A 26,995-nucleotide genomic window follows, 5' to 3' on the forward strand; every position below is an offset into this window, starting at 1 on the left:
TGCCATGCAGGCAGAACCCACCCAGATCGCCTTTCGGAGGCCCCGTTTGCCGGGTTCTGCCTGCGTGGCGGTCCGCCCTGCCATGATTGGCAGCATGACCGACAACGCGGGCGTGGCCGACGCCGTAGCGGCCCTGCGGGCGATCGGGTACTACCTCGAGCGCGACCGGCAGCCGACGCATCGGGTGAAGGCGTACCGGCGGGCGGCCGACACGATCGCCGCGTTGCCGGCCGCCGAGGTGCGAGCGCGCCGCCGGGCCGGGACGCTGACCGAGCTGCCGGGGATCGGGCCGAAGACCGAGGCCGTGATCATCGAGGCGATGGACGGCGAGACCCCGGCGTACCTGGTGAAGCTGGAGGGCGACGCCGGGGAGCTGACCGGCGCGGGCAAGGGGCTGCGCGCCGAGCTGAAGGCGGACCTGCACCTGCACTCGGAGTGGTCCGACGGCGGCAGCCCGATCGAGGAGATGGCACGTACGGCGCACCGCCTGGGCCACTCGTACATGGCGCTCACCGATCACTCGCCGCGGCTGACCGTCGCCAACGGCCTGTCCCGGGAGAGGCGCCTGCAGCAGCTCGAGGTCGTTGCCGAGCTCAACAAGAAGCTCCAGGACGAGCTGGACGGCTTCACGATCCTGAACGGTATCGAGGTCGACATCAACGAGGACGGCTCCCTCGACTGCGACTCCGAGATCCTCGCCCGGCTGGATGTGGTCGTGGCCAGCGTGCACTCGAAGCTGCGGATGGCGTCCGAGCCGATGACGGAGCGGATGGTCCGCGCGATCGCCAACCCGCACGTGGACGTCCTGGGTCACTGCACCGGCCGGCTGATCACCGGCGCTCGCGGGACCCGACCGGAGTCGGAGTTCGACGCCGAGGTGGTGTTCGAGGCATGCCGCCAGTTCGGTACGGCGGTCGAGATCAACTCCCGTCCCGAACGGCTCGACCCGCCGAAGCGGCTGCTCTCGATGGCGGTCGAGATGGACTGCGTGTTCTCGATCGACACCGACGCGCACGCGCCCGGCCAGCTCGACTGGCAGGTGTACGGCTGCGAACGCGCCGAGGACTGCGGTGTCACGGCGGACCGCGTCATCAACACCTGGGACCAGCAGAAACTCGCGGAATGGACGGCACCATGAGTGACCTGGAGAAGGATCCGGCTGAGGTCGTCGGGACCGGGGACTGCGAGGGGCCTGCGCTGGAGATGCTCGAGGCGCGCGACGTCGTCCTTGGACGGACCACGAAGGTACGTCGGTTGCTGCCGAACAAGAACCGCCGGATGGTCGGCGCCTGGTGTTTCGTGGACCACTACGGACCGGAGGACCTGGCGCAGCGCGTCGACTCGTACGACGTACCGGGGGAACGCGGCATGCAGGTTCCGCCGCACCCGCACACGAGTCTGCAGACGGTGAGCTGGCTGTTCGAGGGCGAGATCGAACACCGCGACAGTGTCGGATCGCACGCGTTCGTCCGCCCGGGTGAGCTGAACATCATGACCGCCGGCAACGGCATCGCCCACTCCGAGGTCTCCGCCCCGGACGCCCCGCCGAGGCTGCACGGCGCCCAGTTGTGGGTCGCCCTGCCGGACGACGTCCGTACGACGACCCCGCCGGCCTTCAATGCGTACGCCGACCTGCCGCGGCTCGAACTCGACGGCGCGCAGGTGACCGTGATGATCGGGACCGTCGCCGGTGTCACCTCGTCCGCCCCGGCGTACACCCCGCTGGTCGGCGCCGACGTCACGATCGAGCCGGGCCGTACGGTCTCGCTCCCGCTCACCCCGTCCAACGAGTACGCCGTCCTCGTGGTCGACGGATCGCTGACGGTCGGGGAACTGAACCCGGGGTTCGGCGAGATGACCTACCTCGGCGCCGGCCGGGACGCGATCGAGCTTGTTGCCTCGGGCAATGGTGTGCGGTTCCTGCTGATCGGCGGCGAGCCGTTCGAGGAGGAGCTGGTGATGTGGTGGAACTTCATCGGCCGCTCGCACGAGGACATCGTCGCCGCTCGGAACGCCTGGCAGGCCGCGATCGATGCTGGAGGCAACGACCGCTTCCCCGTGGTCCCGGGGTACGACGGCGATCCATTGCCCGCTCCGCCGCTGCCCGGGACGACGCTCAGACCGCGACCGCGGGCGCGCTGACCCGGCGCCGGTAGTAGGCCCAGGTGACGACCAGGAGCGCCGGACCCCAGAGCTGCAAGGGCGCGTAGCACGCGATCATCAGCGCCGCCCACGGCGTGCTGGCGAACGGGATGAAGGCGTCACTGAAGACGTCGCGGAACCCGTACGTCCAGATCGCGATCAGCGACAGCGATCCCAGGACGGCGGGCACGATCGCGGCGTACGGATGGACCCGCCGGCCGCCGATGAACGGGATCCAGCGCGGCGCGACCTCGCCCCAGCGGCTGACCAGGCCCAGTGCGGTCAGGGCGACCAGTTCGGAGAAGATCGACAGGCAGACGACGTACACCTTGCCGCCGATCCCGCCGAGCTGGGCGGGGTTTCCGCTGTCGTCCAGCATGCCCATCGACGAACCGAAGACCAGGCCGAGCCGCCAGAGCCCGGACGGCAGGGTCAGGAACGGGATCGCGTGGGCGAGGACATAGGCCCAGCGGGGGACGGGACGCTCTGTTGTGCTCACCTTCCGAGCATCCGTCCTGGCGCCCCGGCGCCGCCTCACCCGTCGGAGTGAAGCTGCTCCCTCCGAGGACCGATTCCTTGTTCCAGTACGTCGAACGCGTGGTCGATGACTGCCACCTGATCGCGGCGTACCTGCTCGACGTCGTCGCCGGCCATGATCCGACCGACCGGGGTGCGGAAGATCGTGGTGATGGTCGCGGTCAGCAGGTTCGCGACCAGGCGTGCGGAGAACTCGTCGCCGGTCTCCTCGGTCAGTACGCCGGCCAGCATGTCGCCGATCTCGTGTTCCTGCTCGACCATGCGGGCCATCAGAGCGGGGCTGGACTGCAGCACGCTCCAGAACCCGTGCACGCCCGCGATCGCGCCGGAGAGCGGGTGGCCCGCGGCGAGCAGTTCGTGGTGGTAGCGGCGCATCGCGGTGGACACCGGTTCACCGGCGGGCCGGTCGCGGACGACGGCCTCGAGTTCACGGAGCCGGTCGAGGTGCCGGTCCAGGTACAGGTCCTCCTTGCGCGGGAAGTAGTTGAAGACCGTCATCTTGGACACCCCGGCCACCTCGGCGATCTCGGCGACTGTCACCGCGTCGAACCCGCGGGTCACGAACAGGCCGGTGGCCACGTCCGCGATCATCCGCCGGGTCGCCTGCTTCTTGCGCTCGCGCAGTCCTTGCTCGGCCATACCCAGGATTGTACTGGACCAAATTTTATACTCAGTCTAAGATTCTTCGCATGGACAACAAGGACGTAGTGATCGCCGGCGGCGGGCCGGTCGGACTGATGCTGGCCTGCGAGCTCGCGCTGGCCGGGGTCGACGTACTGGTCGTCGAGCGGTTGCTCGAGATCGACCCGACGATCAAGGCCGGGTCGATCAACGTGCCGACCGCCGAGGCGCTGTACCGGCGCGGGATGCTGCCGGTGCTGCAGGAGCACCAGCGGCTGGCGTACGAGCAGATGAAGGCGTTCCGGGGCGGGAAGGCACCGAGCGGTCCGCCGCCGGCCGGGCACTTCGCCGGGATCATGGTCAGCTCCGCCGGCGTGGACTTCGCGGATCCGGACTTCCGCGATGCCGGTCCCGCGGTGTCGGTCGTCGCGGTGGGCCAGCAGGCGATCGAGTCCGTGCTGGGCGCGCGGGCCACCGAGCTGGGCGTGGAGATCCGGTGCGGGGCTGAGGTCACCGGCTTCGACGCCGACGACGAGGGTGTGACCGTCGAGTTGAGCGACGGCTCGGTGCGGGCGGGTTGGCTGGTCGGCTGCGACGGCGGACGCAGCCTGGTGCGCAAGGTGGCCGGGTTCGACTTCCCCGGTACCGAGCCGGCGATCACCGGCCGGCAGGCGATCGTGGAGCTCGAGGGCGCCGAGGGACTGCTCCGCGGCTGGAACTACACCGAGACTGGGCTCTACGCGCACGGGCCGGTCCCGGGCCGGGTGCTGACTGTCGAGTTCGACGGCCCGCCGGAGGACCGCGACGCACCGATCACGGCCGACGAGATCCAGGGCAGCCTGCGTCGGGTCACCGGCGTCGGCGTCACGGTGACCGGTGTGTTGTCGGCGACCAGGTTCACCGACAACGCGCGGCAGGCTACGTCGTACCGCAAGGGACGCGTGCTGCTCGCGGGGGACGCGGCACACGTGCACTCGCCCTTCGGCGGCCAGGGCCTGAACCTCGGGATCGGCGACGCGGTCAACCTCGGCTGGAAGCTGGCCGCGACGATCCACGGCACTGCGCCCGCGGGTCTCCTCGACACCTACACGACCGAGCGGCACCCGGTCGGAGAGTGGGTGCTGGACTGGACGCGGGCCCAGATCGCCTTGATGCGCACGGATTTCCGGACTTCGGCGTTGCGCAGTGTGGTCAAGGACCTGCTCGAGACGGCGGGCGGTACGACGTACCTCGCGAAGAAGTTGTCCGGTGTCCTGCATCGCTACTCGATCGAGGGCACGCACGAACTGGTCGGCTCGGGCGCGCCCGACTTCAAGTTCGCAGACGGCACGCGGCTGGGGGAGCACCTGTTCGACGGCAGGCCGTTGCTGCTGGACCTGACCGACTCGGCGCAGTTGCGCGACGTCGCGTCCGGGCGGGTCCGCGTGCTCACCACGAAGTACGACGGCGACCTCACCGGCGTACTGATCCGGCCGGACGGGTACGTCGCCTGGGCCGCCGCGGACGGCACCGTGACGGGCCTGGACGAAGCGTTGTCGACCTGGGTCGTTCAAAGCAGGTCGTGATCGCGGGCGTACGCCGCGGCCGCGGTCCGGGACGGTACGTCGAGCTTCGCGAAGATGTTGGTGAGGTGCCGGGCGACGGTCTTGTCGCTCAGCACCAGCCGGTCCGCGATCTCGGCGTTGCTGTTGCCCACCGCAACCAACCGTAGGACGTCGAGTTCGCGCCCGGTCAGCCCGCCCGCGGTACTGCGGCCGATCAGCCGCTCGGCGCCCTGCCGGGCCGGCTCCGCGCCGACCTCGGCGAAGCTGCGGCAGGCCGCGGTCAGCTCGGCCGTCGCGGAGTCGTCGTCACCGAGCAGCCGGACGGCCCGCCCGACCAGCACCTTCGCGCGCGCCAGCTCGTACGGCGCCCGCAGCTCACCCCACAACCGGGCCGCCGTGCGAGCGTGCGGTAGCGCCCGGTCCGGATCGTCGGCGGCCAGAGCCACCAAGGCGGAGCAGTACGCCGCCGACGCCCGCAAGCCCTCACAGCCGAAGCCCGTGGCGATTGTCAACAATTCACCGGCCGCCGCCTCGGCGTCGGACACGGCGTCACCGGCGAGCAGGACCTCGACCGCGCCCGCCAGCAACCGCGAGCGATGGACCGGATCACCCGTCTCTGCGAGCAGCCGACGTACGGCGGCAACCGCGCCGGGGACACGTCCGCGCGCAACCATCAGCAGCGCCCGCCCCGGCTGCGCCTCGTACCCGAACCCGGCTGCCGCATCGTACGACGCGTCCGCCGCCGCGAAGTCACCCCGAATCCGCAGTACGTCGCCACGCTCGCCCAACGCCAGCCCCGCCGCGACGTCCGCCCCGGACGCCTCGTACCGACGGCATGCGTCCTCGAACTCCGCGAGCGCCTCCGGGTACGCCGCGTGCAGTCGCAGGATCTGTCCGCGGTGGACGGCGCACTGCCCGGTGAACGGCACGAGGTCCGGCTGGCTGTCGCACCAGCGCGTCAACGCTGTCGTCCACGCAGAGGCGCGCCCGAAGTCGAGGACCTCCTGGCAGCCTTCGATCATCGCGCAGTACACATTGCCCGCGAAGATCGGCGACAACTCACCGGCGGCGACTCCGATCATTGCCTCGTCCAGCAGGGCGAGCCCTTCCGGTACGCGGCCGGAGTACAGCAGTAGGCGGCCCTTGCACACCAGGCCCTGCGCCAGCAGGTCCGAGTCGTCGTGCCGCCGGGCGATGGCGAGGATGTCGTCTCCGACGGCCAGGGCGCCCGGGAAGTCCGCGTCGTCCAGGCACCGGAAGAAGTCGTGGATGCGCAGGTAGCCGCGTTCCACGACGTCCTCCGGCTGGCCGACCATCAGTCGCTCGGCGCGGGCCGCCCAGCCGTTGCCGATGGCACCCTCGCCGCGGTCGTTCAGTATGCGGGCCAGCCAGAACGCGAACCGGATCGCGCCGAGCACGTTGCCGGCCTCGGTCTGCTGGCGGTAACCGCGCTGCAGCGCCCGGATGCAGGCGTCGGTGTCGCCGAGCAGGTACGCCGCGGTGGCCAGCGTGCCGAGCTCGTCCGGACCCAGCCCGGTCGCGCCCGGTTCCCGGTCGACCGCGGTGAGTCGCTCGTACGCGACCGCCCAGTCCCGCCGCTCGAACGCCGACCGGGCCTGCTGCAGATCGTCGACAATCCCCATTCACGCCCCCACGCTTCGTGCGCCTGCTCACTCGCGAGCATGCGCTGCCGGGTCAGGCGGCCGCAAGGCTCCGGCCCGCGCCGGTGCGAGCTGCGATCCGCCGTGCGACGTACGCCGCGTCCCGGCCGACCCCGGGCAGCACCATCGAGCTGAAGGAGTACTGGAAACACAGTCCGCAGAAGAACAACCCCGGCGCGTCCGTGGCGACCCCGCGGTACTCCCGCGGCCAGCCGTCCGCCCCGGCCACCGGGACCTTGATCCAGTCGAATACCTGCCGGAACCCCGTCCCCCACACGACGTTCGCCACATCCAGCACCCGCCCGTCGGCCAGCAGCGGCCTTCCGTCCTGGACGCCGACGACCCGGTCGGCCACCCGCTCGACCCCGCGCGCCAGCAGGTCCGCCCGCTTGACCCGGATCATCGGGCCGCCGTGGTACCGCAGGTCCTTCATCGCGGCCTTGCCGATCGGCGAGCGGCGGGTGATGACGTGCCGTCCGAGGAACAGGAAGACCGGCCAGAACAGCTTCTGTCCAGGCCGTCCGGGTTTGAACGGCATCTGCCCGGGGTCGCGACCGCACAGCACGGTCGCATGCGTCTCGGCGACCTCGTACGCGATGTCCGTGCCGGAGTGCGAGCCGCCGACGACCAGCACCGGCCCGTCCTTGAGCTGCGCCGGCCGGTGGTACTCCGACGAGTGCAGTTGCCGAATCGCCGGATCCAGGTCGACCGCGTAGTCCGGGAGGTACGGCGTACGCCCGAAGGTGCCCGTCGCGACGACGACGTTGTCCGCGGTGAGCTCCTCGCGGCCGACAGTGGCGATCCATCGGTCGTCGCGGCGTTCGAGCCGGTCGACGCGCGTGTTGCGGCGGATCGGCAGCTCGAAGTGAGCGGCGTACGACGCGAGGTAGTCGGCCACCTCGTCCTTGCCGGGGTAGTGCCACGGATCGCCCGGGAACGGGAGGCCGGGAAGCCCGTCGTACTTCGCGGGGGAGTACAGCCGCAGGCTGTCCCAGTGCGACCGCCACTGATCGCCCACCGAGGCGTTGCCGTCGAGGATGGTGAACGGCTCCCCAAGCCGTTGCAGGTGGTGGCCGGTGGACAGCCCGGCCTGTCCGGCGCCGATGATGATGGTGTTCATGTCAGAACCTCCCTGACCTCGCGCCGGTGACTGTGGAGGTGACTGTGGAAGCGCAGCCACCACAGCAACATCAGCGCGGACGTGACGACGTAGAAGCCGTGCAGGAACCAGATCGGTCCCGGCGGCAGGTGCACCACATAGATGCAGTGGACGGCGTTGCCGACGTTGGCCAGGACCAGGTTGGCCGGGCTGTACGACGCGAGGTCGCGGGTCCGGATCGCCCGGACCACCATCGGCAGCGCGCTCGACGCGAAGAGGATGGTGGACATCGTCCCCGCGAGAAGAGCAACGCTTGCGCCAGTCATGTCACCGACGCTAGGTCTCGCGGACCCTTGTCCGCGTCGGACGGAATGCGCAACTCGTGAACGGGGCGACTACGAGGTTTCTCGTACGTCGGTGTGCCGCCGGATCCACGGCGCCAGTGCGAAGACGACGAACGCGACCACGATCGTCACGACCGCGAGGCCGCCGAAGTACGCCGTGTCCGACGCGTCCTCGGTCGCCTGCACGAGCTGGGCGGTGATCGCCTGACCCGCGGCCGGGGCGAGGAACCACAGCGCCATCATCTGGCTGAGGAACGCCCGCGGCGCCAGGACCGTCGTCGCAGCCAGGCCGACGGGGGAGAGGAACAGCTCGCCGAGCGTCTGGACCACGTACACGCCGACCAGCCAGAGCGGTGACGCGAGGTTGTCCCCGGCAACCGACGAGGCGAGCGCCATCACCGCGAACGAGATGCCGGCCAGCAGCAGCCCGGTCGCGAACTTCTGCCCGATCGACGGCCCGCGGTCGCCGAGCTTGATCCAGATCACCGCGAACACCGGCGCCAGCACGACGATCGAGAACGGGTTGACGGACTGGAAGAACTCCGGCGAGATCTCCACCCCGAACAGGTCCAGTTGCGTCCGGCTGGCGGCGAAGGTCGTCAGCGTGGTCGCGGCCTGCTCGAACAGCATGAAGAACAGCATCGCCGCGACGAACAACGGGATGTACGCACGCACCCGCTGCCGTTCGACCGGTGTGACCAGCGGGCTCCGCAGCAGCATCACGAAGTACGCGATCGGCGCCAGGAGCACACGTACGAGATCGCGTCGACGACCGGCCGGGGGCCGATGCCGCCCGACCGCCAGGCCGACCACGCGAACACCACCGCGAGCAGCACGAGGACCGCGGACGAGACCTTGATCATCGTCGGCCGGTCCGCGGCGGTCAGCGGGTTCGGTGGGGTATCGCCGCGGCCGTGCAGGGTGCGCCGGCCGAGCAGGTACGCGATCAGCGCCAGCGTCATACCGACCGCGGCCGCCGCGAACGCGACATGGAACCCGAACTCGCGGCGCAGGAACCCGACCACGAACGGCGCCGAGAACGACCCGATATTGATGCCCATGTAGAAGATCGAGAACGCCGAGTCCCGCCGCGTATCGTTTTGCTCGTAGAGCGTTCCGACCATCGTCGACACGTTCGGCTTCAGCAGTCCGGTGCCGAGGGCAACGAGCGCGATCCCGGCGTACGCCGGCGCGGTCGAGGGGATCGCGAGACACAGGTGGCCGGCGACGATCACGGTACCGCCGTACAGGACGGTGCGACGCGCGCCGAACACGCGGTCCGCGAACCAGCCACCGAGCACCGACAGCAGGTAGACCGAGGCGCCGTAGATCGACACCACGGCCTGCCCGAGCGACTCACCCAGCCCGAGCCCGTGCGCCTGATCGGTCAGGTACAGCAACAGGATCGCGCGCATCCCGTAGTAGCTGAACCGCTCCCACAACTCGGTGGTGAACAGCGTCATCAACCCACGCGGATGTCCGAAGAAGGTCTTCCCCTCGCCAACGTCCTGTTGCGCTCCGGACATGCTCAACTACTCCCCGTCGTCGAAATTCGCTCCCGCCGACGGTAGCAAAGAGAGGTTCAGAGCTCGATCCAGTAGCGCCGCGTGCGGCCCAACCAGGTGTCGCGGACGTCCTCGAGTACGCCGCCGTTCCGCTCGATCGTCCGCGCCGACGCAACGTTGTCGTCGTCGCAGGTGATCAGCACGCGGTCCATCCCGCGTACCCGTGCCTGGTCCAGCACCGCGCCGAGCGCCCAGGTCGCCAGCCCGCGGCCCCGGGCCGACGGGCGGACGCCGTACCCGATGTGGCCACCGCCCTCGAGCAGCTTCTCGTTCAGTGCGTGCCGCAGCGAGATCGCGCCGAGGTACACGCCGTCCTCGACGATCCACCAGTACGACGCGTGCACACGGTCCGGCGCCACCGGGCGGCTGTCGTCGGACTGCTCCTGCAGCCGGTGGATCCAGGTCGCGAAGCCGTCGGCCGTGGAGAGGTCGGTCGATTCCCAGACCCCGGCGCCGTCCTGGTGGGTATCGCCCCATTCACTGGCCGACTCCGTCCAGGAGTCCCGCAGGTCGACGGTCGGTTCGATCAACTCAGGCATGAGATGGAGCCTAGAAGACCACGGGCCGCTCACCCCGGTGGGGTGAGCGGCCCGTGGTGGGGTCGGCGTCAGGCGCCGGCGCCCTCTTGCTTTACGCCGGCGACCGCGGTGGGGTCGTCGATGCGGTACTTGCGGGCCGCCTCGGCGGCGACCTCCGGCTTCACGTCACCGCGCTTGGCGAGAATCTCCAGCGTGGCGACGACGATCGACTCGGCGTCCACGTGGAAGTGGCGCCGCGCCGCGGCCCGGGTGTCGGCCAGGCCCCAGCCGTCGGTCCCGAGCGACGTGTAGTCGTTCGGCACCCAGCGGGAGATCTGGTCCTGCACCGCGCGCATGAAGTCGCTGACGGCAACGACCGGACCCTTCGTGTCCTTCAGTTGCTCGGTGATGAACGGCACCTGCTCCGGCTCCTCCGGGTGCAGCAGGTTGTGCTGCTCGGCGGCGACGGCGTCCCGGCGCAGTTCGTTCCACGAGGTCACGGACCAGATGTCCGCGGCCACGGAGTACTGCTCGGCGAGGATCTGCTGGGCCTTCCGCACCCACGGCAGCGCGACGCCGGACCCGAGCAGCTGCACCCGCGGTACGTCGTCACCCTCGGCGGTCTGGTACTCCTCGAAGCGGTACATGCCCTTGAGTAGCCCCGCGACGTCGAGGTTCTCCGGCTCGGCGGGCTGTGCCACCGGCTCGTTGTAGACCGTGAGGTAGTAGAAGACGTCCTCGCCGAACGGCTTGTCCTTGTCCAGGCCGTAGCCGTACATGCGGCGCAGACCGTCCTTGACGATGTACGCGACCTCGTACGCGAAGCCCGGGTCGTAGTGCACCGCCGCCGGGTTGGTGGAGGCGAGCAGCGGCGAGTGACCGTCCGCGTGCTGCAGTCCTTCACCGGTCAGCGTCGTACGGCCGGCCGTCGCGCCGACCAGGAAGCCCCGGCCGAGCTGGTCGCCGAACGCCCAGAGCGAGTCACCGGTCCGCTGGAACCCGAACATCGAGTAGAAGATGTAGAACGGGATCATCGGCTCGCCGTGCGTCGCGTACGCCGTACCCGCCGCGATCATCGAACCCATCGCGCCGGCCTCGCTGATGCCTTCGTGCAGCAGTTGGCCCTGCTCGGACTCCTTGTAGGACAGGAGCAGGTTGCGGTCGACGGCCTCGTAGGTCTGGCCGTGCGGGTTGTAGATCTTGGCCGTCGGGAACATCGAGTCCATGCCGAACGTGCGGTACTCGTCCGGGGCGATCGGGACGATCCGGCTGCCGATCTCCGGGTCCTTCATCAGGTCGCGGAACAACCGGACCAGCGCCATCGTGGTGGCGACCGGCTGGTTGTTGCCCTTGGACAACGGCTTGTAGACGTCGTCACCAGGCAGCTTGAGCGACGTCTTCGGTGCCACTCGCCGCTGCGGCAGCGAACCGCCGAGCTGCTTGCGCCGGTCCATCATGTACTGGTACTCCGGCGAGTCGGTGCCGGGGTGGAAGTACGGCGGGTTGTAGGCGTCCTCGAGCGCGGAGTCCTCGATCGGCAGGTACAGCCGGTCGCGGAACGCCTTCAGGTCGTCCGAGGTCAGCTTCTTCATCTGGTGGGTCGCGTTGCGGCCCTCCAGCGCCTCGATCGTCCAGCCCTTGATCGTCTGGGCCAGGATCACGGTCGGCTGCCCGACGTGCTCGTTCGCGCTCTTGAACGCGGCGTACACCTTGCGGTAGTCGTGACCGCCGCGGGGGAGCTTGCGCAGGTCCTCGTCGGACAGGTTGCTGACCATCTGCTGCAGCCGCTGGTCGCCGCCGAAGAAGTTGTTCCGGATGTACTCACCGGACTCGACGGAGTACGTCTGGAACTGACCGTCCGGCGTGGTGTTCATCTTGTTCACCAGCGCGCCGTCGTGGTCCTGGGCCAGCAGGTTGTCCCACTCGCGGCCCCAGATCACCTTGACGACGTTCCAGCCGGCGCCGCGGAAGAACGCCTCCAGCTCCTGGATGACCTTGCCGTTGCCGCGGACCGGGCCGTCCAGCTGCTGCAGGTTGCAGTTGATCACGAAGGTGAGGTTGTCGAGCTCCTCGCGCGCGGCCAGGCCGATCGCGCCGAGCGACTCCGGCTCACCCATCTCGCCGTCACCGAGGAACGCCCAGACGTGCTGCTGGCTGGTGTCCTTGATGCCGCGGTGGTGCAGGTACCGGTTGAAGCGCGCCTGGTAGATCGAGTTCAGCGCGGCCAGACCCATCGAGACGGTCGGGAACTCCCAGAACTCCGGCATCAGCCGCGGGTGCGGGTACGACGACAGGCCCTTGTGCGGGCCGCGCGACACCTCCTGGCGGAAGCCGTCCAGGTCGTCGGTCGTCAGCCGGCCCTCGAGGAAGGCGCGCGCGTACATCCCGGGGGAGGCGTGACCCTGGATGAAGATCTGGTCGCCGCCGCCGGGGTGGTCCTTGCCACGGAAGAAGTGGTTGAAGCCGACCTCGTACAGGCTCGCCGCCGACTGGTAGGTGGCGATGTGACCGCCGACCTCCAGGCCCTTGCGGTTGGCCTTGCTCACCATCACCGCGGCGTTCCACCGGATGAAGGCCCGGATCCGCCGCTCGATGTGCTCGTCGCCGGGGAACCAGGGCTCACGCTCGGGCGGGATCGAGTTGATGTAGTCGGTGCTCCGCAGTGCGGGCACGCCGACCTGTCGCTCCCGGGCGCGCTCGATCAGCTTGAGCATCAGGTAGCGCGCTCGCGCCTTGCCCCGTTCGTCCAGGACCGCGTCGAGCGATTCGACCCACTCCCGTGTCTCGTCGGGGTCGATGTCGGGGAGCTGGGTGGGCATCCCCTCGGTGATGATGGCTGGTGGTTCGTGTCCGGAAGCCACGTTGTCCTGCCGTTCTCTCTGGTTGTCTTCACCGCAATCCTGTCACCTGTTCGGTATGCGTTCTACTTCGCCTTCCTTTCCGGACCGATTCGGGCCGGTCGGGCCAGATCTCAGCGGACACGCCTCGTACCCGCCACGCGCATACCGGACACGTCACGGAACCCTGGTGCATACTTGCGCGACGCGGTACGTCACGATGGACTATCGCTGAGCAGCAGGCTACTGACACCTACCCCCGGGTAAGCGGGGATCACGGAGGAGGACACGTGAGCGCGACCGCGGACCACGCGGACGGCAAGAGCGGAGTGCCGAACATGGCCTCCCGGCTCGGCCTGGAGGCCGGCTGGGTCGTCCAGGAGATCGGATACGACGATGACTGCGACGACGAGTTCCGCGATGCGATCCGGGAGATCACCGGCGAAGCCTTCGTCGACGAGGACACCGACGAAGTCGTCGACGTAGTACTGCTCTGGTTCCGTGAGGACGACGGCGACCTGGTCGACGCGTTCTTCGACATCCTGACCGACCTCAAGGCCGGTGGAGTGGTCTGGCTGCTGACCCCGAAGGTCGGCCGCGACGGCTACGTCGAGACCAGCGACATCACCGAGGCCGCGCCGGTCGCAGGCCTGGCGACGACCAGCACCCTGAGCGTGACCGACGACTGGTCCGCCACCAAGCTGGTGGTTCCGAAGTCCGGCCGCCGGGGGTGAGCCTCCCGGCTGTCGGCAGCCGGGCCCCCGACTTCGAGACCCAGAACCAGTACGGCGAACCGGTCCGGCTGAGCGATTACGCCGGCCGGCGGGACGTCGTACTGGTCTTCTATCCGTATGCCTTCAGCCAGGTCTGCACCAGCGAACTGGCCGACCTACGGGATCGCCCGTCGCTCCTGGCCGCCGCTGAGTTCCTGGCGATCTCGTGCGACCCGATGTTCACGCTGCGGGCCTATGCCGACGCCCAGAACCTCAACTTCGGCCTACTGACCGACTTCTGGCCTCACGGCGCGATCGCGTCGGCGTACGGCGTCTTCGCCCCCGATCGCGGCTGCGCCCTTCGCGCCACCTTCGTCATAGACCGCACCGGCGTCATCCGCTGGTCCGTCCTGAACCCGATCCCCGAAGCCCGAAACCCCGACGACTACGCCGAGGCCCTGGCGATGGTGGGCTGTGAGGGACTCGAACCCCCGACCCCCTCGGTGTAAACGAGGTGCTCTAACCAACTGAGCTAACAGCCCATATCCACGGCAAACGAAGCCCGGCCAACGACGGGCCGGGAAGTTGCGCTCCTGCGGAGCAAGCGGACCGACCTTATCATCTCACCCGGAGCGTTGCCGCGCCGCGCGCAGCACCCCGATGACGGCGCCGATGAGCCACAGCGCGAAGGCCACGGACGCCATACCCCCGCTCCAGAAGCCGGACAGGCACAGTACGGCGACCGCGTAGGACGCCCAGATCGCCCACCTCGGCAGAACACCCGCCTGCTGGGCGATCCGCGTCGTGACGGCGACCAGCACACCGCAGCCGATCAGCCCGGTGAGCGCGAGGACCTGCCCCGCCATACCGAGCGCGCGGACGGTATTCGGGTCGGCGGCGAACTCGTCCGACCATGCCGCGACCGCGCTCCCCACATCGAGTGAGACGCCGGTGATCATCAGCCCGCCGAACAGCGCCGCGGCCGGCACGATCGCATGCGCGAGCGGGTCGCCGCCGGACAGTCGGTCCAGCACTCGCCGCAGGCCGGTGGCGAACCAGAGCAGCAGTGCGACGCCCGCGGCGAGCACGGGCATCCCGATACCGGCGGCCGCCTGCCGCGCGTCGTCGTTGAGCCTCGCCAGGATGTCCGAGTCCGACATGCCTGCGTCGTCGACGCCGACCAGGTAGCCCAGCGCCACCGCCACGACGAGCAGCACGACCGAGGCGGCACCCGCCCACGCCGCGCGCCGAAGCGCACGTGACTCATCCATGCCGCCTCCCACCGTCACCCCGAGCATGCGTCCCCACCCAGCCGCCCGCAATACGCGACGGATCGAGGTTGGGGAGGGTTTCCTACCCGAATCGGGACGAAATCCTCCCCAACCTCTCCTAGGCGCGGGCTACTCGCCGAAGACCGTGTTGACCAGGCGCTCCAGGGTGGGCGGGAAGATCTGGAGTAGGTCGATGTCGGCGTCTCCCATGGTGATGGCGGCGGTCAGGGTCTTCTTGCCGTCGGCGGAGCTGTACATGAGGGCGCCGTACCCGCCGGGGGCGCTGCCGTTGTGGTGGTAGATCGTTTCGGTGCCGGTGTCCTGGGCGAACAGGCCAAGGCCGTAGTTGAGCGGTCCGCTCTTCGGTTGCGGCGTACGCATCTCGGTCAGCAGTTCGGCGGGCAGCAGCTTGCCGCTCTGCAGCGCCGACATGAACTTGCGCAGGTCCTGCGTGGTGGAGAGCATGCTGCCGGCGGCGAAGAGCAGCGACGGGTTCTGCTCGGTGACGTCGACGACCTTCCACTCGTCGCCGTCCTGGTAGCGGAAGTACCCGTGCGAGTGCGGCCCGGGGATGTCCGTCCGGTCGCCCGGCTCCACGGTGCCCGTCAGACCGAGCGGCTCGATGATGCGGGCCTGCAGCTCCTCGACGAGCGTGCGGCCGGTGACCGCCTCGATCAGCAGCGCGGCGACCGTGTAGTTGGTGTTCGAGTAGCTCCACTCGGCGCCCGGCTCGAACCGTGCCGGCTTGGCCAGCGCGAACTCGACCAGCTCGTCCGGGGTGTAGCCCTGCAACCGGTTGTCGGCCCATTCCTTGCCGGTCGCCGGGAGGCCCGCGACGACGGTGCCGTCGGGGTAGTACTCGCCTGTGTAGTTGAACAGGCCGCTGGTGTGGTCGAGCAGCATCCGCACCGTGATCCGCGGGTCCAGCTCGAACCGCGGCAGGTGTACGGCGATCGCACCGTCCAGCTCGAGCTTGCCCTCGGCCACCAGTTGCAGCACCACGGTCGAGACGAACGTCTTGGTGACGCTGCCGACCCGGAACTGGCCGTCCACCGGCGGCTCCTCGGTGCTGCCGAGTTCGCGGATCCCGGCGGTTCCGACCCACTCGCCGTGCTCGTCGTGGACCCGCAGTTCGAGACCGCCGAACCCGGCGTCGACGAACTCCTGGGCGGCCTTCTGCAGCTCGGGGCGGTTCACTGCAGGGGACTGGATCGACATGTTCGTACTCCTCGTTCGAGTGCTGTTGGTTCGACGTCACTCACGATCACGGGGAGTCCTGACATCGGACCGTCACGGCGCTGACGCGGCGTAGTTGACCGGCTTTCGTACGGGCCGTATCGGAACCCGCGGTCACTCGTTGGAACCATGTCGGTGGTCGCGCAATTCTTAACCATCGGCTGGTGAGAACGGACTCCTCCAGGGCAGGTCGCGGCTGGTAGGGTTCACGGCTGTCGGTCGGCGTGATGACGCACCGGGTGTGCCCGGTCACGGCATCGTTCCGGCAGGTGGAAAACGGGGCTGCTGTCGGTGTGAAGTGAGGCGGGTCTGCCCAGAACCCGCCCCGTCCAGTTGGGGAGGCACGTGTCCGTGGGTCGCCAACCGGCCGAGCGCCCCGTCGTACCCGAGTCGTCCTCTGGGGCCCAGCTGGTGGTGGCATCGGCGTGAGAAGTGGTGCGGACCGGCCGGCGATCTCCACCGGGCCGGCGTTGATGATTCCCGCCGGGTACCCGCGCGACCTGCCGAGCGCTCTGCTCCGCGCCGCCCGCGACTTCGGCGGCGCCGGGGTCGTCGAGATCGGGGCGGACGGCCGCGAGACCAAACTCGACTTCCCGACGCTGCTCGAACTGGCCGCCCGGATCCTGGCCGGCCTGCGCGCGAACGGCGTACGCGCCGGAGATCCCGCGGTCGTGCACTGCACCGAGCCGGTCGGCTTCTTCGCCGCGTTCTGGGCCTGCACCCTCGGCGGCATCCGCCCGCTGCTGGTCGCGCCGAACCCGGGCGGCGACCGCACCGAGGAGGGCCGCGAACGGCTCCGCCGGATCACCGACCTGCTCGGCTGGACCGTCCTGATCGGCCGCCCGTCCGATCTGCCGAACGACCTCGGCCTCCCGGTCCTCGACCCGGACGCGATGGCCGGGCACGAGCCCACCTCCGACTTCCACCGCCCGGCCGCGGACGACGTCGCCGTACTGATGATGTCCTCGGGTTCCACCGGTACGCCGAAGATCGTGCAGCTCACGCACCGCGGGCTGGTCGAGTTCGCCGCGGGTACACCGGCGATGCTGCCGGTACGGCCCGGGCAGACGACGCTAAACTGGCTGCCGCTGGACCGAAGTGGCGCGTTCCTGCTCTACCACCTGCTGCCCGTGTTCACCGGCTGCACGAACATCCACGTGAACACGGACTGGGTGCTGGCCAACCCGCTGCGCTGGCTCGACCTGATGGAGCAGCACCGGGTCAACCACTCGTGGTCGCCGAACTTCGGGTATCGGCTCGCGACCGCCGCGGTGGCCGGCGAACCGGACCGGCATTGGGATCTCTCCGCGCTGCGCAGCCTGGTCAGCGGCGGTGAGCAGATCACCGTGCCGGTGATGTCGGAGTTCCTGCGCGTGACGAACCGGTTCGGGGTGGTTCCGGAGACCTTCGTGGCGGCGTGGGGGATGACCGAGACGGTCACCGGCATCACGTTCGCACGGCCCGGTCTGACGCCGAACGTGCACCGCGTCCGGATCCCACCGACCGGCGTCGTCGAGTGGGTCGACCAGCGGCCGTCGTCCGGGAAGGTCGCGGTCGCGCGCCCCGGCAAGCCGCGGACCGAGGTGCCGGGTGTGCTTTCGCTCGTCTCGGTGGGAGCGCCGGCCCCCGGTACGACGGTGCGCATCGTGGCCCCGAACGGCGCCGTACTGCCGGAAGGCCGGATCGGTCAGCTGCAGGTCGCGTCGGCTCGGGTGACGCCTGGGTACCTCGGGAACCTCGAGGCGGACCGCACCGCGTTCCCGATCGGGAACTGGCCTGCGCGCAAATGGCTCGCGACCGGCGACCAGGGCTTCATCACCGGCGGCCAGGTCGTCATCACCGGCCGGGACAGCGAACGCATCATCATGTCCGGCAAGCTCCACTACGCCCACGACATCGAGTCCGTCGCCGCGACGGTGGTCGGCGCCGAACACGGCCTGGTCGCGGCCTGCGGCATCGCTGACGAGGAAACCGGCACCGACCGCCTGGTCGTTTTCTACGCCCTAACCGCCGACTCGGTCCCCGGCATGGACCAGGCCATCCGCAGCCTGATCCAGGGCCGCCTCGGCCTGCCGGCCCAGGTAGTCGGCGTCCCGCGTCGAGACTTCCCGACCACCCCCGGCGGCAAGATCCTCCGCCCGCTCCTCAAGCAGCGCTGGATCGACGGCACGCTCCTCGAACCCGCGAGAACGCACGTAGAACCAGCTGGCGCGACCCCAGCTTCCGGCCCCACGGGCCAGGGCCCTTCCAGCACGCCCGAGTCCACCCCGTTCGCCGACGAGGACGCCGCAGAACGCACCACCGAACTCCCGGTAGTCCGCCTCGCCTGGAAACGCGAACTCCAGCACTCCATCCCCACCCCACCCCAACGCCCCACCCTAGGCACCCCACCGCCGCCCACCGCCACCGCGTCGGCTCCCGAGTCGACCCCCGCTGCGCGGGATCCCGAGACCACCCGCACCGCGTCGGTTTCCGAGCCGGCTCGCACTGAACCGGCGCCCGTGCAAGGTCCTGCCGCGACCGCATCCACGCCGACCGCGTCCGCCACGGCACCTGCGCTTGGTCCCACGGCCCCGCCGCCGCCCGCCCTCGCGGCCTACTCGCCCGCGACCGCTCCGGCACCCACCGACTCGTCATCCGCGACCGCACCGGACCCCACCACATCGCCGTACGCACCCAACGCCGAGCAGAAGCCTGCGAACGCGCAGCCCGAGACCGCCGAGCAGCCGCACGACGCGGAGCCCGCCGAAGTACCGCACGAAGACCAGCCCACGCCCGCGGACGAGGACTCCACCGACCCGGAGCTCTCCGAGAGCCGGTCCGAGGCGGTTGAGCAGTCGCGGGACGCTGCGACCGAGAGTGTCGAGGTGCCGGTCGAGGATCAGTCGTCGTCTGTGGACGAGGAGTCCGCCGACCCGGTGCCCGCCGCCGACCAGACCGAGGCGGCCGAGCAGTCGTACGACGCTGCAATCGAGAGTGTCGATGTACCGGTCGAGGACCAGTCGTCGTCCGTGGACGAGGATTCCGCCGACCTGGAGCCCGCCGCCGACCAGACCGAGGCGGCTGAGCAGTCGCACGATGCTGCAACCGAGAGCGTCAACGGTCCGGTCGAGGACCAGTCCTCGTCTGTGGAGGACGAGTCCGCTGAGCTGGAATCCTCCGCTGGCGAGGCCGAGGCGGTTGAGCAGTCGGACGACGCTGCAACCGAGAGCGTCAACGGTCCGGTCGAGGACCAGTCCTCGTCTGTGGAGGAGGATTCCGCTGAGCTGGAGTCTTCCACTGGCGGGGCTGAGGCGGCTGGGCAGTCCTACGACGCTGCGACCGAGGGTGTCGACGTACCGGTTGAGGATCAGTCGGCGTCTGTGGATGAGGATTCCGCCGACCCGGTGCCCACCGCCGACCAGGCCGAGGCGGCCGAGCAGTCGCACGACGCTGCAACCGAGAGTGTCACCGGTCCGGTCGAGGACCAGTCCTCGTCTGTGGAGGAGGATTCCGCCGAGTCGGAGTCCTCCGCGAGCCGGTCCGAGGCCGCTGAGCGGTCGCAGGACGCTGCGACCGAGGGCGTCGATGTGCCGGTTGAGGATCAGTCGTCGTCTGTGGACGAGGATTCCGCCGAGTCGGAGTCCTCCGCGAGCCGGTCCGAGGCCGCTGAGCGGTCGCAGGACGCTGCGACCGAGGGCGTCGATGTGCCGGTTGAGGATCAGTCGTCGTCTGTGGACGAAGAGTCCGCCGAGTCGGAGTCCTCCGCTGGCGGGGCCGAGGCCGCTGAGCAGTCGCAAGACGCCGCGACCGTCGCCGCCGACGTACCGGTCGAAGACCACACGCCGTCCGATGACGAAGAGTCCGCCGACCGCGAGCCGCACGACACCGCGAACGAGCTGGACACCGCGGACCCCACCGACGCGGTGGATTCCACGGAAGCGGCGAAGGCGGCGGATGCTGCGGAGACGACGGACGCGGCGGAGACGACGGCTGCGATCGATGCTGCGGATGCGTCCGATGCGGGTGACCGGGTGGATGAGGTGGAGCCTTCGGCCGGTGGTTCCGCCCTTGTTGTGGCTTCTGGTGACTCGGGTTCTGGGGATTTGGTTGCTGAGGGCACCGAGGCTGACGAGCTCGCGGCGTACTCGGATGATGCGAACGCGGACGTAGATACCGCGGGTTCAGACGCAGAGACAACCGACGAGAACGCTGACCTCGAACAGAATCAGACGGATGGCGACCAAGCGTCCGACGAAGATGCTCACGAATCAGCGTCCGAGGAGGCCGAGTCCAACGCGGCGTCCGAGATGGAAGCTGATGACGAGACGGCCGGCTCTGAGGTCGACGCAGCGGAGGCCGCTGACCCGACCTCCACGGACGTCGACGAGGCAGACGAGCTTGCAAATAGCGTGGACGCAGATGGCGCCGACGAGACGACAGTTGCGGGCGAAGTCGAGCCCATCACCGACGTCGCGGAGACCGACGACACCGAGGCCGAGGGCGAAGCGGCTGAGGTTGAGGGGGTCGACGACGACACCGACGTGGCAGGCGTCGAGATGGATGTTGAGGGCGCGGGTGAAGGGCTTGCCGACGGTGTAGGTGACGAGGTCGGTGGTGGCGAGAGTCGGGCGGATGAGGTCGGACGCGTCTACGAAGTCTTTGCGGATGGAGTGGTCAGCGAGGTCGGCGTTGGCGATGCGCACGAGCCGGAGTCGGTGAGTTCGGACGAGGATGACGACGAGCCGAGTGTGGCTGACGGCGCGTTGGATGTTGCTGCGGGTGGGCTTGGGGAAGTTGAGCCTGCGGCGGAGGAGCACTTGGTCAACGAGCAGGCCCGCGTGGGGGCTGCGGGCCTAGTTGTGGTGGATGTCGACGGTGTCGAGTCCGCTGATGGTGAGACTGTCGTACCTGGGGACGTGGAGGTCGCGGCCGAGAACCGCGTCGCGGGGCGGGTTGGGGTTGTTGAGCCAGTTGCGGTTGTGGGGGTGGCTGGGCGGTTCCCGGGGGCTGAGGGAGTGGAGCAGTTCTGGGAGAACCTGGTCGGGGGTGTGGAGAGCCTCCGGCGGGAGTCGGGGGACGGGGTTGTTGCCGTCAGTGGCGTGCTGGAGCACGTCGAGTCGTTCGATGCGAAGTTCTTCGGGTTGAGCGATCGTGAAGCCGAGTTGATGGATCCGGCGCAGCGGTTGTTCCTCGAGGTGTGTCATCAGGCGCTGGAGCACGGCGGGTACGCCGGTACGACGAACCGCGTCGGCGTGTTCGCGGGCTCGGGCATGAACCTGTACAACCGCCAGCACCAGTCCCGCGACTCGATCGCCACCCGCGTCGCGTACCGCCTCGGTCTGACCGGCCCCGCGATCGGCGTACAGTCCGCTTCTTCGTCGTCGCTCGTCGCAGTGCATCTCGCCTGCCAGGCGCTCCGATCCGGCGACGCGGACCTCGCCCTGGCCGGCGCCGCCGCCGTACAGGTGCCGCAGGCAACGACCTACCACCCGACGCCGGACTCGATCCTGTCGCCGAGCGGGCAGATCCGTGCGTTCGCAGCCGAAGCCGACGGCACGGTCGGCGGGAACGGTGTCGCCGCCGTACTCCTGAAGCGTCTCGACCAGGCCCTGACCGACGGTGACACGGTGTACGCCGTGATTCGCGGCACGGCGGTCAGCAACGAGGACGCGCCGGCCGGGAACCAGACCGAGCTGATCGAGCGCGCGCTCGACCGCGCCGGGTTCGACGCTGATTCACTCAGCTACATCGAGGCGCACGGGATCGGCAGCCCGGCCGCGGACGCCGCCGAGGTGAAGGCGTTGACGACAGCGCTCCGCCGGCACACCGACAAGGTCGGGTTCTGCACACTCGGATCGGTGAAGCCGAACATCGGCCACCTGGACAGCGCCGCGGGCATGGCCGGCCTGATCAAGACGATCCTGATGCTGCAGCACCGGATGCTGGTCCCCACCATCAACGTCGCCGAGCCGAACCCGGCGCTCGCCCTCGACGGCAGCCCGTTCGTGATCGGCACCGAGGTACGCGAGTGGACGGTGCCTCTGCTGTCCGGCGGTACGACGCTCCGCGCGGGCGTCAGCGCCCTCGATGCGGGCGGCACGAACGCGCACGTGATCCTCGAAGAGGCCCCGCGCCAGATCCGTCGCGGCGACGACGGCCCCGTCATACTGCCGCTGTCCGCGCCCGATCCGGACGCCCTCGCCGACCTCGTCGAGCTGTACCGCTCGGACCTGGGCCACGGCACCGGTCACCGCCTCATCGACCTGGCCGGTACGGCGGCGCTCGGCCGGCCGGCGCACCGGCACCGGATCGCGGTCGCCGGCAGTACGGAGGGCGAACTCGTCACCGCACTCGGCTCCGCCCAACCGACCGAGGTGCCACGCGGCGGACCCGGCCCGCTCGGCTACGCGTTCACCGGACAGGGCGCCGCACGTCGCGGAATGGCCGCCGGCCTGGCCGCGCGCTTCCCCGTCTTCCGCTCGGTCCTCGACGAATGCGACCGCGTCTACCACGAGGAGACAGGCGGCAACCTGCTCGAACTGCTCCTCACCCCAGCCGGTACGACGGAGGGCGTCTGGCCGACCGAGACCGCGCAGCCCGCACTGTTCGCGTTCGAGCTCGCACTGGCCCGCCTCTGGCAGTCGTTCGGCGTCCAGCCCGCGCTGGTCGTCGGGCACAGCGTCGGCGAGTACGCCGCTCTGTGCGTCGCGGGCGCTCTCTCGCTGGCGGACGGCGTACGCCTCACCGCGAAGCGTGGCGAACTCATGCAGCGCGGCACGGTCCCCGGCGCGATGGTCGCCGTCCGCGCCGACGCCGACCGGGTCCGCGAGATCGCCCGGACCGCCGGTGTGGAGGTTGCCGCGGGCAACGGTCCGCAGTCGTTCGTGCTGACCGGATCCGAAGTGATCGTCGGGCAGCTCGCTGCGCAACTCGATCAGCTGCAGGTCGCCTGGCAGCGGCTGGACGTCGACCGCGCGTTCCACAGTTCGTTGGTGGACCCAATACTGGCCGACTTCGCGGAGATCGTCCGCGAGATCACGCTGAAGCCGCTGCGGACGCCGATGGTGTCGAGCTGGTCGGGTGATCTGCTCGAGTCCGGGACGGTGCTCGACAGCGACTACCTGGTCGGCCAGCTGCGGCAGCCGGTGCTGTTCGGCGACGCGGTGGAGGCGGTGACCGCAGCGGGCTGCCGCCGGTTCCTGGAACTCGGACCGGACGCCGTACTGAGTCCCGCGGGACGCCGGATCGCGCCGAACAGCACGTGGATCCCCGCGCAGCGTCTCGGTCAGGACCCGGTGCTCGCGACGATGAACGGTCTGGCCGAGTTGTACGAGCAGGGCACCGAGATCGCGTGGGCGAAGGTCTACGCGGACGGCGGGCGCGTCCCGTTGCCGACGTACCCGTTCCGTCGGGTGCACCACCCGGTCGACGCGTCGGTGACCGTGCTGGCCGGTCCGGGTACGGCGGTTGCCGGGGACAACAATGCGCCGCGGCTGAACGCGTTCGAACGGGCCGCCCGCGCACAGGCCGTCGTGTTCGATCCGCCGTCGAACGCCGCGGTGAAGCGGATTCTGCTGGACCCGCCGGAGCCGGTGGCGAGCGAACCTGTCGAGGCTGTTGAGGAATCCGAGCGGTCGCCGTTCGCGTTGCCGGCCGAGACGCACCAGATCGACGCGGACTACCTCGCTCAGGCCGGTTCGCTGTCCGGGGACGAGATGTCCGCGGAGCGGTACCGCGAGTCGCTGGACGTGGTTCTCGACCTGACCTGCGAGGTGCACAACCTCGACCCGTACGACCTCACCGTCGACCACACGTTCGCCGAGCTCGGGGCGACGCCGGCGTCGATGGCGCCGGTGATCGACGAGCTGAAGAGCCGGTTCGAGGCCGAGCTGGCGCCGGACGACCTGTTCCTGACGTACACCACACCGCACAAGCTCGCGACCGCGGTCGCGATGCAGACGGCCGAGTCGGTCGAGCTGGTCGAATCTGCCGAGCCCCAGTACGACGCCCCGGTCGTGGAGGAGGAGCCGGCCCGCGATGCGCGGGCGGCGCTGGCGGTCCTCGGATCGGGACTCGCGGAGCTGGCGGCGAAGGTCGACGAGGCTGCGGCCGCGACCAGCGAGGCGGACCTGCCCGGGAGCGGTATGGCGGCCTTGATGTCGCAGCAGCTCCGGGTCGCCGGGCAGCTCGTCGACGGCGTCACCAAGCTCATGCGCGAACAGCTCGCCCTCCTCGGCGAACCGGCAACACAGACTGTGCAGACATCAGAGCAGGTGGTGGAAGAAGAGCAGACCGCCCCAGCCAACGAGCCGCGAGCTGACGACGAGCCCCGTCGTACGGCGGAATCGCCGGCCGACGTGCAACGCCGCGACTTCACGTACTGGACCCAGGTCCTCGCCGGCGCCGAACCGTTGGTCCTCCCCGCAGATCGCGCCCGCGCGGCGGGTGACGACGCTGTCGCGTCGGTCCAGCACGAACTGGGCAAGGAGCTCGGCGACGCCGTGCTCGCGTACAGCCGGGAGCGCAAGCTCAGCCCGGTCATGACGATGCTCGCCGCCGCCGCAACCGTGCTCGGCCGGTTCGCAGCCCAGGACGACGTGACGATCGGCTCGGCGCTGCTCCGCTCGAAGGCGAACCGCCCGCTCCCGCTGCGGATCGACCTGTCCGGCGAACCCGACCTCGGTGAGCTGACGGAGCGGATCCGCGACGTCACCGCGGGCGCATCCGATCACGGCGGCACCAATCTCGCGATCCTCGAACGCGACCCGCTGTTCCAGATCCAGGTCGAGTTCGAGGACGCGGACGATGACGACGACCTGCCGCCGAGCGTCGACCTGCGCTTCCGCCTGACCCAGCACGCGACAGGCGTCACCTCTACGGCGGACTACCGCTCCGGCCTGTTCGAACAGCCGACGATCGAGCGCCTGCTCGACTACCTGGCCGAAGTGTTGCGCAGGGCAACGACCCGCCCAGACCTCCGGCTGCCCGAGTTGATGCTCCCGATCGAGTCCGACCTCGAGGCGCTGCGTGAACTCGAGTCCGACGCCCACGCGAGCGGGCCGATCGGCCGGGTACGCCGGGACGCGGTGGTCGCCGGTGAACTCAGCGGACTGCACACCCTGTTCGAGCAGCAGGTGGCGCGGACGCCGGACGCGATCGCGGTGATCCAGGACGGCCGCAAGCTGACGTACGCCGAACTCGACCGCCGCTCGAACGCGGTCGCCTGGCAGCTCGTCGACCTCGGCGTGAAGCCGGGCCAGCTGGTCGCCGTACGAGTTGCCCGCGGCACCGAGATGGTCGTCGCCGTGCTCGCGGTCCTCAAGTCCGGTGCGGCGTACCTGCCGCTGGATCCCGGCGTACCCGAGTCCCGCTGGGCCTTCATGGTCCAGGACGCGGCGGCGGTCGCGCTGGTCGGTGACGACGCGGCGCTGGCGGACCGGCTCGGTCTGCGACTGGTCCCGGTCGCGGGTCCCGCAGCGCGAGTCGACGGCGACCCGCGGTCGCGGCAGGCGCCACCGGTGCGGGCCGCTGCCGATGACACGGCGTACTGCATCTACACGTCCGGTTCGAGCGGCAACCCGAAGGGCGTCGTGGTCCCGCACCGCGGCCCGGTGAACCTGGTCCGGCACTACCTGCGGACCCGGCGGCCGCTGCGGACGTTGCAGTGGACATCGTTCGGCTTCGACGTCCACGTGCAGGAGATGTTCACGACGCTCGCGTCGGGCGCGGCGCTGGTGCTGATCGGCGAGGACGACCGGTACGACCCGGACGCGGTGGTCGCGGCGCTGCGTGACCACGGCGTACAGCGGTTGTTCATGGCGTTCAGCCCGCTGACCGCGCTGCTGGCGACTATGCGCCGGCTGCCCGAGCTCCCCGAGCTGCGGGAGATCGTCGCGGGCGGCGAGGCGATGGTGCTGACGCACAAGGTGCGGGACTTCCTCGACGCGCACCCGAAGTGCCGGCTGTTCAACGAGTACGGTCCGGCCGAGGCGTCGATCGTGACCACGATCCATGCGGTTGACCCGGCCGAGGACCGGCCGTCGATCGGGCGGCCCATCGACGGTGTCGCCGTACGCCTGCTGGACGCCGCGCTGCGGCCCGTGCCGGTCGGTGCGGTCGGGGAGATCCACCTCGGCGGCGCCGCCGTTGCCCAGGGCTACATCGGGCGTCCGGAGGAGACCGAGCACGCGTTCGTCGCGGACCCGGGACACCCGGGCGCGCGGCTGTACCGCAGCCGGGACCTCGGCCGCTGGCGCGCCGACGGCATGCTGGAGTACCTCGGCCGCGCGGACGACCAGGTGAAGATCCGCGGCCACCGGGTCGAACCCGGCGAGACGGAGCACGTGCTGGCCGACCAGCCCGGTGTCGTCGACGCGGTCGTGGTGGCCTGCTCGGACCCGGGCGGTGACACCTGCCTGATCGGGTACGTCGTGCTCGAGGACAGCGATCCCGCCGTACTGGCACGGCTGATGCTTGACCTGGGCAAGGAGCTGCCGATCTACCTGGTACCGGCGGACCTGATCCCGATCGAAGAGCTCCCGCTGGACGACAACGGCCGCCTGGATCGCAGCCGACTCCCCGAACCGGAGTGGCTGACGCCCTAGCAGGGTCCTGGCCAGAGCATCCGCTCTGCACCATGGACGGTGGGTCAGTCGGTGGCAGCCCTCCCAAGCAGCCACCGTCCGCCGTACACGATGCACAACCCGCGTTCGATCCCATCCCTCCACGAGATCGATCGCGTTCGAAGCAGTCGGACGCTGCCGACGGCAGACTGGTTCCCGACCCAGGGTTCACACGGTTGCGGCGGGAGAGTGCCCTCACCCGCCGCTCACGCGTTCCGGTCGACCAAAGCCCCCCTCGATCTCCCGGTATGACGCCCGGTCAAAGCCCCCCTCGACCGGCCGTGGATGACGGTGCCCCCACCC

Annotated in this window: 17 protein-coding genes and 1 tRNA gene; 6 read left to right on the forward strand and 12 right to left on the reverse strand. The window is 69.8% G+C overall.

The genetic code is table 11. The features are described from left to right. Positions 1–94: 94 nt before the first annotated feature. Positions 95–1,138: a PHP domain-containing protein gene (locus OHB24_RS26540; protein WP_327633557.1), complete on the forward strand. Its 1,044-nt coding sequence runs from the start codon at positions 95–97 to the stop codon at positions 1,136–1,138. Beyond that, the gene (locus tag OHB24_RS26545) at positions 1,135–2,142 is read left to right on the forward strand and encodes a pirin family protein (protein ID WP_327633558.1); all 1,008 of its coding nucleotides are present in this window, start codon (positions 1,135–1,137) and stop codon (positions 2,140–2,142) included. The genes OHB24_RS26540 and OHB24_RS26545 overlap by 4 nt, the downstream gene beginning before the upstream one ends. Here OHB24_RS26545 and OHB24_RS26550 read toward each other — a convergent pair. Both OHB24_RS26550 and OHB24_RS26555 read right to left on the reverse strand, forming a co-directional pair. Beyond that, positions 2,117–2,641 carry a hypothetical protein gene (locus OHB24_RS26550; RefSeq protein WP_327633559.1) on the reverse strand — a complete coding sequence of 175 codons (525 nt, stop codon included), beginning with the start codon at positions 2,639–2,641 and terminating at the stop codon, positions 2,117–2,119. The two genes, OHB24_RS26545 and OHB24_RS26550, sit on opposite strands and share 26 nt — an antisense overlap. 35 nt (positions 2,642–2,676) lie before the next feature. Continuing rightward, complete coding sequence (locus OHB24_RS26555) at positions 2,677–3,318, reverse strand: TetR/AcrR family transcriptional regulator (RefSeq protein WP_327633560.1); 642 nt, start codon at positions 3,316–3,318, stop codon at positions 2,677–2,679. A gap of 50 nt (positions 3,319–3,368) precedes the next feature. Between OHB24_RS26555 and OHB24_RS26560 the strand changes: the two genes are divergently transcribed. Further along, positions 3,369–4,865 (forward strand): FAD-dependent monooxygenase, encoded by a 1,497-nt coding sequence (locus OHB24_RS26560; protein WP_327633561.1) that lies wholly within the window; start codon positions 3,369–3,371, stop codon positions 4,863–4,865. Here OHB24_RS26560 and OHB24_RS26565 read toward each other — a convergent pair. The 7 genes from OHB24_RS26565 to aceE form a co-directional block, all read right to left on the reverse strand. After that, positions 4,850–6,487: a helix-turn-helix transcriptional regulator gene (locus OHB24_RS26565; protein WP_327633562.1), complete on the reverse strand. Its 1,638-nt coding sequence runs from the start codon at positions 6,485–6,487 to the stop codon at positions 4,850–4,852. The two genes, OHB24_RS26560 and OHB24_RS26565, sit on opposite strands and share 16 nt — an antisense overlap. A gap of 52 nt (positions 6,488–6,539) precedes the next feature. Further along, the gene (locus OHB24_RS26570; protein ID WP_327633563.1) at positions 6,540–7,625 is read right to left on the reverse strand and encodes a flavin-containing monooxygenase; all 1,086 of its coding nucleotides are present in this window, start codon (positions 7,623–7,625) and stop codon (positions 6,540–6,542) included. After that, entirely contained in the window at positions 7,622–7,930 is a 309-nt protein-coding gene (locus tag OHB24_RS26575) for a hypothetical protein (protein WP_327633564.1), read from the reverse strand. Before OHB24_RS26575 ends, OHB24_RS26570 begins: the two co-directional genes overlap by 4 nt. 69 nt (positions 7,931–7,999) lie before the next feature. Beyond that, positions 8,000–8,698, reverse strand: coding sequence for an oligopeptide:H+ symporter (locus OHB24_RS26580; protein ID WP_327633565.1), 699 nt, complete (start codon positions 8,696–8,698; stop codon positions 8,000–8,002). Beyond that, positions 8,668–9,474 (reverse strand): peptide MFS transporter, encoded by an 807-nt coding sequence (locus tag OHB24_RS26585; RefSeq protein ID WP_327633566.1) that lies wholly within the window; start codon positions 9,472–9,474, stop codon positions 8,668–8,670. Before OHB24_RS26585 ends, OHB24_RS26580 begins: the two co-directional genes overlap by 31 nt. A gap of 56 nt (positions 9,475–9,530) precedes the next feature. Continuing rightward, positions 9,531–10,052, reverse strand: a complete 522-nt coding sequence (locus OHB24_RS26590; RefSeq protein ID WP_327633567.1) for a GNAT family N-acetyltransferase — start codon at positions 10,050–10,052, stop codon at positions 9,531–9,533. Between the two features lie 68 nt (positions 10,053–10,120). Then, complete coding sequence (gene aceE / locus OHB24_RS26595; RefSeq protein ID WP_442913923.1) at positions 10,121–12,892, reverse strand: pyruvate dehydrogenase (acetyl-transferring), homodimeric type; 2,772 nt, start codon at positions 12,890–12,892, stop codon at positions 10,121–10,123. Positions 12,893–13,158: 266 nt separating this feature from the next. Here aceE and OHB24_RS26600 point away from each other — a divergent pair, with 266 nt between their 5' ends. Then, positions 13,159–13,602 carry a DUF3052 domain-containing protein gene (locus tag OHB24_RS26600; RefSeq protein ID WP_130380525.1) on the forward strand — a complete coding sequence of 148 codons (444 nt, stop codon included), beginning with the start codon at positions 13,159–13,161 and terminating at the stop codon, positions 13,600–13,602. Beyond that, positions 13,599–14,090: a peroxiredoxin gene (locus tag OHB24_RS26605; RefSeq protein WP_327641108.1), complete on the forward strand. Its 492-nt coding sequence runs from the start codon at positions 13,599–13,601 to the stop codon at positions 14,088–14,090. The genes OHB24_RS26600 and OHB24_RS26605 overlap by 4 nt, the downstream gene beginning before the upstream one ends. Here the strand turns inward: OHB24_RS26605 and OHB24_RS26610 are convergent. The 3 genes from OHB24_RS26610 to OHB24_RS26620 all read right to left on the reverse strand — a co-directional run bounded on the left by OHB24_RS26610 (position 14,047) and on the right by OHB24_RS26620 (position 16,070). Then, positions 14,047–14,123, reverse strand: a tRNA-Val gene (locus tag OHB24_RS26610). The genes OHB24_RS26605 and OHB24_RS26610 overlap by 44 nt on opposite strands. Positions 14,124–14,204: 81 nt before the next feature. Further along, positions 14,205–14,852 (reverse strand): hypothetical protein, encoded by a 648-nt coding sequence (locus OHB24_RS26615; RefSeq protein WP_327633568.1) that lies wholly within the window; start codon positions 14,850–14,852, stop codon positions 14,205–14,207. 129 nt (positions 14,853–14,981) lie between these two features. After that, positions 14,982–16,070, reverse strand: a complete 1,089-nt coding sequence (locus tag OHB24_RS26620; RefSeq protein ID WP_327633569.1) for a serine hydrolase domain-containing protein — start codon at positions 16,068–16,070, stop codon at positions 14,982–14,984. A 443-nt stretch (positions 16,071–16,513) separates the two neighbouring features. On the opposite strand from OHB24_RS26620, the gene OHB24_RS26625 reads away from it, so the two are divergent. Then, entirely contained in the window at positions 16,514–26,674 is a 10,161-nt protein-coding gene (locus OHB24_RS26625) for a non-ribosomal peptide synthetase/type I polyketide synthase (protein WP_327633570.1), read from the forward strand. Positions 26,675–26,995 lie beyond the last annotated feature (321 nt).

The organism is Kribbella sp. NBC_00482, assembly GCF_036013725.1.
GTDB lineage: Bacteria > Actinomycetota > Actinomycetes > Propionibacteriales > Kribbellaceae > Kribbella.

Excerpts from the sequence above, each read along its gene's own strand:
- OHB24_RS26555 (WP_327633560.1), bottom strand. The coding sequence starts at position 3,318 with ATGGCCGAGCAAGGACTGCGCGAGCGCAAGAAGCAGGCGACCCGGCGG.
- OHB24_RS26540 (WP_327633557.1), top strand. The coding sequence starts at position 95 with ATGACCGACAACGCGGGCGTGGCCGACGCCGTAGCGGCCCTGCGGGCG.
- OHB24_RS26565 (WP_327633562.1), bottom strand. The coding sequence starts at position 6,487 with ATGGGGATTGTCGACGATCTGCAGCAGGCCCGGTCGGCGTTCGAGCGG.
- OHB24_RS26575 (WP_327633564.1), bottom strand. The coding sequence starts at position 7,930 with ATGACTGGCGCAAGCGTTGCTCTTCTCGCGGGGACGATGTCCACCATC.
- OHB24_RS26570 (WP_327633563.1), bottom strand. The coding sequence starts at position 7,625 with ATGAACACCATCATCATCGGCGCCGGACAGGCCGGGCTGTCCACCGGC.
- OHB24_RS26590 (WP_327633567.1), bottom strand. The coding sequence starts at position 10,052 with ATGCCTGAGTTGATCGAACCGACCGTCGACCTGCGGGACTCCTGGACG.
- OHB24_RS26585 (WP_327633566.1), bottom strand. The coding sequence starts at position 9,474 with ATGTCCGGAGCGCAACAGGACGTTGGCGAGGGGAAGACCTTCTTCGGA.
- OHB24_RS26620 (WP_327633569.1), bottom strand. The coding sequence starts at position 16,070 with ATGTCGATCCAGTCCCCTGCAGTGAACCGCCCCGAGCTGCAGAAGGCC.
- OHB24_RS26560 (WP_327633561.1), top strand. The coding sequence starts at position 3,369 with ATGGACAACAAGGACGTAGTGATCGCCGGCGGCGGGCCGGTCGGACTG.
- OHB24_RS26615 (WP_327633568.1), bottom strand. The coding sequence starts at position 14,852 with ATGGATGAGTCACGTGCGCTTCGGCGCGCGGCGTGGGCGGGTGCCGCC.
- OHB24_RS26545 (WP_327633558.1), top strand. The coding sequence starts at position 1,135 with ATGAGTGACCTGGAGAAGGATCCGGCTGAGGTCGTCGGGACCGGGGAC.